Annotated in this window: 1 rRNA gene; it reads right to left on the bottom strand. The window is 39.3% G+C overall.

The features are described 5' to 3' along the window. Positions 1–555: ribosomal RNA gene (locus LZP73_RS19240) — 23S ribosomal RNA — on the bottom strand; the annotation flags it as partial.

Here is a 555-nt window from a genome sequence, read left to right as displayed (position 1 = left end):
GGTTTCGGGTCTACACCTTGCAACTAAACGCGCAGTTAACACTCGGTTTCCCTACGGCTCCGCTATTCGCTTAACCTCGCTACAAAATGTAAGTCGCTGACCCATTATACAAAAGGTACGCAGTCACCCCATCCCAAATTCTTCTCACATGACTAAAGGGTAGTTACCTACCCTTTAGTCATTTGCAATCTAATTCTGTACGTGACAAATCTCTAGATCATGTGCTATGTCACACATAGCAAGAATAACAATAGATTTATCAGCATTAACTTTAGATTTCACAACAGTATTCTCTGCTGCGAAAGATATATTGCTAATACTCAAAGCAACAATTGCAAATATAACTTTTTTCATCTTAATATCCTTATATTAGTTTTTAAATAAATCCTTTTAGAAACTTCATAATAAAAAAAGAATTTGGTGATGGGGCTCCCACTGCTTGTACGTATACGGTTTCAGGTTCTATTTCACTCCCCTCACAGGGGTTCTTTTCGCCTTTCCCTCACGGTACTGGTTCACTATCGGTCAGTCAGGAGTATTTAGCCTTGGAGGATG

This window comes from Shewanella sp. AS16 (genome assembly GCF_021412365.1).
GTDB lineage: Bacteria > Pseudomonadota > Gammaproteobacteria > Enterobacterales > Shewanellaceae > Shewanella > Shewanella salipaludis.
Note: the sequence above shows the minus strand (reverse complement) of the source record. Positions and strands in the feature narration are given on the sequence as shown.